5 protein-coding genes and 1 pseudogene are annotated in these 6,615 nt (G+C 70.9%); 3 read left to right on the forward strand and 3 right to left on the reverse strand.

Features of this window, described 5'->3' with window-relative positions:
* Nucleotides 1-25: 25 nt before the first annotated feature.
* Together dapC and fdxA are read right to left on the reverse strand one after the other, a co-directional pair.
* Nucleotides 26-1,120 (reverse strand): succinyldiaminopimelate transaminase, encoded by a 1,095-nt coding sequence (gene dapC / locus ABZY11_RS42015; protein ID WP_356484223.1) that lies wholly within the window; start codon nucleotides 1,118-1,120, stop codon nucleotides 26-28.
* Between the two features lie 129 nt (nucleotides 1,121-1,249).
* On the reverse strand, nucleotides 1,250-1,570 hold the full coding sequence (gene fdxA, locus ABZY11_RS42020) for a ferredoxin (protein WP_018956287.1): 321 nt from the start codon (nucleotides 1,568-1,570) through the stop codon (nucleotides 1,250-1,252).
* A 117-nt stretch (nucleotides 1,571-1,687) separates the two neighbouring features.
* Here fdxA and ABZY11_RS42025 point away from each other — a divergent pair, with 117 nt between their 5' ends.
* Both ABZY11_RS42025 and ABZY11_RS42030 read left to right on the forward strand, forming a co-directional pair.
* A complete protein-coding gene (locus tag ABZY11_RS42025) occupies nucleotides 1,688-2,689 on the forward strand; it encodes a GNAT family N-acetyltransferase (RefSeq protein WP_356484224.1) in 1,002 nt (333 codons plus the stop codon).
* Nucleotides 2,690-2,707: 18 nt separating this feature from the next.
* The gene (locus ABZY11_RS42030) at nucleotides 2,708-3,565 is read left to right on the forward strand and encodes a transglutaminase-like domain-containing protein (protein ID WP_356484225.1); all 858 of its coding nucleotides are present in this window, start codon (nucleotides 2,708-2,710) and stop codon (nucleotides 3,563-3,565) included.
* A 107-nt stretch (nucleotides 3,566-3,672) separates the two neighbouring features.
* Here the strand turns inward: ABZY11_RS42030 and ABZY11_RS42035 are convergent, their stop codons facing one another.
* Nucleotides 3,673-5,679, reverse strand: a complete 2,007-nt coding sequence (locus ABZY11_RS42035; protein ID WP_356484226.1) for a translation factor GTPase family protein — start codon at nucleotides 5,677-5,679, stop codon at nucleotides 3,673-3,675.
* Nucleotides 5,680-6,300: 621 nt separating this feature from the next.
* Between ABZY11_RS42035 and ABZY11_RS42040 the strand changes: the two are divergent.
* Nucleotides 6,301-6,615, forward strand: a pseudogene (locus ABZY11_RS42040) (hypothetical protein); the annotation flags it as partial.

Raw genomic sequence — 6,615 nt, forward strand, 5'->3', positions numbered from 1 at the left:
GCCCCGCGCGTGTGTGGTGCTGCCGTCAGGACAGCCGCTTGACCGCTGCCGCCACCCGCTCGTCCGTCGCCGTGAACGCCACCCGTACGAAGCGGTCGCCGGCCGGTCCGTAGAAGTCGCCCGGCGCCACCAGGATGCCGAGCTCCGCCAGGTACGCCACGGTCTCCCAGCACGGCTCGTCGCGCGTCGCCCACAGGTAGAGGCTCGCCTCGCTGTGCTCGATCCGGAAACCGTGCGCCTCCAGCGCGGTGCGCAGGGCCGCGCGCCGCTCCATGTACCGGGTCCGCTGCTCGGCGACGTGCTCGTCGTCGCCGAGCGCCGCGACCGTCGCCGCCTGGACCGGGGCCGGCGTCATCATGCCGCCGTGCTTGCGGATCAGCAGCAGCTCGCTCAGCACCGCCGGGTCGCCCGCGACGAAGGCCGCGCGGTACCCGGCCAGGTTGGAGCGCTTGGAGAGCGAGTGGACGGCGACGATGCCCTCGTACGTACCGCCGCAGACGTCCGGGTGCAGCACGGAGACCGGTTCGGCCTCCCAGCCCAGCTCCAGGTAGCACTCGTCGCTGAAGACCAGCACGTCGTGCTCGCGGGCCCAGGCGACGGTCCGGATCAGCTCGTCCTTGGACAGGACCCGGCCGGTCGGGTTGGACGGCGAGTTGAGCCAGAGCAGCTTGAGACCGGCCGGGTCCAGCTCCGTCGGGTCGTCGTAGACGACGGGCTCGGCACCGCAGAGCCGGGCACCCACCTCGTACGTCGGGTAGGCGAGGCGCGGGTACGCCACCCTGTCGCCCGCGCCGAGACCGAGCTGGGTCGGCAGCCAGGCCACCAGCTCCTTGGAGCCGACGACCGGCAGGACGTTCCGGTGCGTCACCCCGACCGCGCCGAGCCGCCGCTCCACCCACCCGGTGATCGCGTCACGCAGCTCGGCGGTCCCCCACACCGTCGGATAGCCGGGGCTGTCCGCCGCCGCGACGAGCGCCCGCCGGATCAGCTCGGGCACCGGGTCGACGGGCGTACCGACGGACAGGTCCACGATGCCGTCGGGGTGGGCCTCGGCCGTCGACTTGTAGGGCGCCAGCTTGTCCCAGGGGAAGACCGGGAGACGGGAGGAGACTGCGGACACGGATCTCTGCTTTCTCGTACGGGGTCACGAGGGACACTCGGGCCGCTCGTCACCCGGGCGTGGAAACGCCTCGGTCCCGCACGGTGACGAGCCGTACGGGACCGGGGCGGCGCACGTGCTGGCCGCTGACTACTGGTTCTGCGGCGGCAGCGCGGCGATGAACGCGTGGTCGCGTTCGATCAGGCCCAGCTTGGAGGCACCACCGGGCGACCCGAGGTCGTCGAAGAACTCGACGTTCGCCTTGTAGTAGTCCTTCCACTCCTCCGGGGTGTCGTCCTCGTAGAAGATGGCCTCGACCGGGCACACCGGCTCACAGGCTCCGCAGTCGACGCATTCGTCCGGGTGGATGTACAAGGACCGCTGGCCCTCGTAGATGCAGTCGACGGGGCACTCTTCGATGCAGGCCTTGTCCTTTACGTCGACACAAGGCTGCGCGATGACGTAGGTCACGCTGTCGTTCCTCCTCGGTAGGGCGTTGGCTCTCGCGCGGGAGCGCGGCGTCGTCGATGCCCGCCCCTAGTATCTCCGTTCCGGGGCACGAACCGAACAGGAGGGGCGTACACAGCTGTGGAATTCACCGTCGGCGGACAGCTCAAGGTCCGAATCACACCGGCTGACGTGGGCAAACGGGTATCAGTCCGGCGTGTGTGCGAGACCGGCCCGCAAGGAGCGAAGTTCGCCGACACCGTCGGCGTTCTCACATCGTGGGACAGCGGTGTGCTCTCGATCACACCGAAGAGCGGTGAATCCGTCCGTATCCCGGAATCGGCACTGGTGGCGGGCAAGGTGGTGCCCGCCGCTCCGGCCCGGCGGCGCGGTCCGGCGGCCTCCTTCGAGGAGCTCGCGCCCGTCTGTGCCCGTGCCTGGCAGCCGGCGGAGAGCGAACCGCTCGGCGACTGGCGGCTGCGCGCCGCGCGGGGTTTCACCCGGCGCGCCAATTCCGTGCTGCCGCTCGGCGATCCGGGCGTCCCGCTCGACGAGGCGCTCGGGCGCGTCCGGCACTGGTACGGGGAACGGGGCCTGCCCGCGTACATCCAGACCGCGACCGGCGCCGAGGGCACCCAGGAGCTGCTCTGCGCGGAGCTGGAGGAGCGCGGCTGGCGCCGCGAGGTGACGGCCGAGGTACGCACCGCCGGGCTCGCCCCGATCGGTGATCTGGACGCGGATGTGTCCCGGGTGCGGCTGAGCCGGGACCTCGACGAGACGTGGCTCTCCCGCTACCAGCGCTTCGACACCCCGGGGCCGCACGTCCTGGCGGTGCTGCGCGGCGGCCCCTCCGTGTGGTTCGCCTCGGTGCCCGGCGACAGCGAGGGCGCGGCGCCCGCCGCGATCGGGCGGTGCGTGGTGGACGGGCGCTGGGCCGGCTTCATGGCCGTGGAGGTCGATCCGGCGTACCGGCGCCAGGGACTCGCCACCTCCGTGATGACCGCGCTCGCCCGCAGGGCCCTGGAGGAGGGTGCCTCGGCGGCGTGGCTCCAGGTGGAGACGGAAAACGAGGGGGCGCGGGCGCTGTACGAGGGCATGGGGTTCGCGGTCCATCACCTGTACCACCACTTCCGGTCGGCGTGACGGGGACGGACGGGCCCGATGAATCCTGAACCCGCCGAGCGGCCGGAGCGCCCGGACCGGGACGAGCTGCGCCGGCAGTTCGCCGAGGAGGCCCGCGCCGAGCGGCCGGACCTGGCGCTGCTCTGCCTGCTGCTGGGCGCGGTGGCCGATCCGGCGCTGGATGCGCACGGGATCGACGCGGCGCAGATCGAACTGGACGAGCTGGCGGGCCGGCTTCCGTACGGGGTGCGGGGCGGCCGGTCCTGGGCCTCGGCGCTGGCCGAACTGCTCGGTGAACGGTGCGGCTTCGCGGGCTCGTCGGCGGACTACCAGCGGCTGGAGTCGTCGCTGCTGCACGAGGTGCTGCGCAGGCGTCGCGGGCTGCCGATCCTGCTGTCGGTGGTGTGGATCGAGGTCGCGCGGCGGGCGGGCGCTCCGGTGTACGGGGTGGCGCTGCCCGGCCATTTCGTCGTCGGCTTCGGCGATCCGGCCGAGCGGGTGCTGGCCGACCCGTTCGACGGCGGCCGGCCGATGACCGGGCAGGAAGCGGAGCTGCTGGTGGCGGGGGCCACCGGGGAGCCGCTGGAGGAGTCGATGCTGGTGCCCGCCCGGCCGCTGGAGATCGTGCTGCGGATCCTGAACAACATCAGGGCCTGGGCGGCGGCGCGTCCGGAGCACACGGATGTGGCGCTGTGGGCGGTGGACCTGTCGCTGCTGCTCCCCTCCCATCCCGCCAGGCTGCGCTACGAGCGCGCGCAGCTGCTCGTACAGAGCGGGCAGTTCCTGCGCGGGGCGGCTGAGATGGAGGAGTACGCGGACGTGATCGACGGGGTCGAGCCCGCGACCGCGGAGGCGATCCGGCACCGGGCGCAGGCGGCGCGGGCGTTGCTGAACTAGGGCTTTCGTTTGGATCGGGCCGGACCCCGCTCCCTGATCCGGCCTGATCCAAGCGAAAGACCCCAGGGCCTGTCCGGTGGCCCGGCGGCGCCGCCGGGTCACCGCGCCTACCCGCCCGAGGCGATCCTGCGCACCGTGTGCAGCAGGTACTCCTTGCGGTTGAGCGGGTCATGGTCCGTGCGCGGCCGGTCCGGGACGGTGCCGACGACCGCCCGGTAGCGGTCGAACTCGGATTCCAGGACCCCTTCGCCACGGGTCAGGGCCGGAAGCTGCTGCTGGAGCTCGTGGACGCGGGCCGCCGGGATCTCGCCCTCCAGCACGCATACGGAGCCGTGCACGGCCGGTGTTCCCGGGACGGCCCGCAGCTGTGCGAGTACGGGCAGGACCGGGCCGAGCTGGTCCGCGGGGAGTTCCAGGCGGAATCGGTGAATCGGCTCGTGCACCGTGGTACCGGCCTGCTTCAGCGCGCTCATCAGGACCAGCGGGGTCAGATTGCGGAAGTCCCCCGCGGTGCTCGACATGCTCTTGTCGAAAACGCCATGGGAATGGCTCTGGCGGGGCCAGTAGCCGGAATGCGTCATGGTGACGACGCAGTCGGTGACCTGCCAGCCGTGAATTCCCTGTCGCAGGGTCTCCCCCACGGTCTCCTCCACCGCCCTCATCAGGGAGAAAGGCATCGATCCGAGCTCCACCTCCAGCCGGTAGGCGATACCGCTGCCGACCGGGGCGGGGTCGACCCTGAGGCCGATGGTGGCCAGGAAGGGATTGCCGTTCTGCTCGCCGACCTCGTACGCGGCACCGCTGCCGTTCGGCCGTTCCAGGCAGATGGTTGTGGTCTCGCGGAAGGTGACACCGATTCCGAATTCGTCGGCCAGTGTCGCCTGGATGACTTCCTTCTGCACCTCGCCGTAGAGCGAGACGGACACTTCCTTCCGGATGTCGTCCTGTCGCAGATTGATCAGTGGGTCCTGTTCGGCGAGCTGCGCGAGTGCGACATGCAGTTCGCCCCTGCTCGTCCCAGAGCTGGGAACCACGACCGATTCCAGCGTCGGTGGAGCGAACCACCGGCCCGGTGCGGCCGTGTCCGGATCGCCGACCGGATCGCCGACCCGGATGCCGCCGAGACCCCGGAGCTGCGCGATCCGGCCCGCGCCGACCGCCGACTCACGCACGGCCGAGCCGTGGTCGAAGACGCTGATCCCGGTCACTCTGCCCTCGGCACGCCCGTCGCCCCGCCCGAACGGCAGCCGGTCGCGGATCCGTACCGTGCCCGAGAACATCCGGACGTACGCCGTCTTCTCGCCGCCCGGACCGCGCTCCACCTTGAAGACCGTGCCCGAGACCGGCCCGTCGGCATCGCCCCGGCTCGCGGGCAGCAACTCCCTGACCCCGCCGATCAGGGCGCCCACCCCCGCCCCGGTGATCGCCGAGCCGAAGTACACCGGATGCACCAGCGCCCGCCCGGTCTGCGTCGACAGCTCCTCGCGCAGCCTGTAGTACGGGAGCACCGCGGCGTTCTCGACGTACGCCTCCAGAAGCGCGTCGTCGTGGTCGGCGAGCAGCTCGGTCAGCCGGTCCGTGAAGCCGGCGTCGGCGCGGGTGTACGGCGTGCAGCGGGCGTCCCGGCCGCCCGCACCGTCGACCGACCCCATGGCGACCACGGCCGGGGTCAGCTTCTCGGAAATGCTCCGCAGCACGGAGTCGTACCGCGCACCGCCGCGGTCGACCTTGTTCACGAAAATGAGCGTCGGAATGCGCAGGCGTCGCAGCGTCCGCATCAGAACGCGGGTCTGCGCCTGTACGCCCTCCACCGCGGAAATGACCAGCACGGCACCGTCGAGCACGTTCAGTACCCGTTCCACCTCGGCGATGAAGTCCGGGTGACCGGGGGTGTCGATCAGATTGACCACGATGCCATCGATGGCGAACGAGACGACGGCGGACTTGATCGTGATGCCGCGTTGTCGTTCGAGTGCCAGGGAATCGGTCCGGGTGCTGCCTTTGTCGACGCTGCCGATCTCGTCGATGACACCGGCGGTGTGGAGCAGCCGCTCGGTCAGGCTCGTCTTACCGGCGTCGACATGCGCCAGAATTCCCAGATTCAGCGTGTGCACGAAACTCCATGTCCTCAAGATCGGTAGCAATTCCCGCCTGGATGAACATGAGAGTTCCTCGCATGACCCGCTCCTTCGTCGATCGATTTCTGCGGCGAGTACAGCAGAGGCCCGGACCCGCGACAACCGATTTACCCGCCCCCCGCCCTGCGCAGATATCGGCGCTCGAAAGCAAGCAGGTCAGAGGCGGCGCGACGCCGGATTTCAGGTGCGCCGCCGACGCGGATCCGGGGTGCGCACGCAGGGAATCGCCGCAGGCCACGGGGCCCGCGCCGCCCGACCGGTACACCGCGCAAACCATGCCAACTCCCCGCAGCCCTGGCCCTGTTGACGGTACATGAAGGGCCGCTGCGGGGCGGGTGACGGGCCCGCCGTGGAGAGGCCAGCAGAAAACGGATACGGATGGGGCCCGGTCACCCAAACCTCGCGCGCCGCTGGGTGCAGTCCAACGGGTGATTATCGGCCCTACGCCACCCGAAGAGACCACGGTGTAGCTCCAATGCTGCGCTCCCCGATGGCGCGAATTCGCATTCCGGCTGACGGTGGATCACGTCGCCACTGCGCCACACTGAGTCGACAGCCCGTCACTCTTCGCAGTTGCGGCGGAAGGAATGTGTTCAGATGCGCTCTGCCCGCACACTGTTCGCTTCGGCCGCTGTCACAGCGGTCCTCGCCATCACCGGCCCGTCCGCCTACGCCCTGGCAACGTCCGGCGACTCGGGCCACGACAACGGCTACTCGTCGTCGCACGGCGACGACTACGGAAAGTCCGACCGCGGCGACGACCGTGGTGACCGCGGTGACCGCGGCGGTGACCGCGGCGGTGACCGCGGCGGTGACCGCGGGGACCGCGGCGGCCGGGACGACCACGGCGACCGCGGCGGCGACCGTGGCGGCCGTGACAGGCCGTACGGTGGCGTGCACACCGGCGGTGGA

Origin of the sequence: Streptomyces sp. NPDC006510, from assembly GCF_040611955.1 — a bacterium.
Classification (GTDB): domain Bacteria; phylum Actinomycetota; class Actinomycetes; order Streptomycetales; family Streptomycetaceae; genus Streptomyces.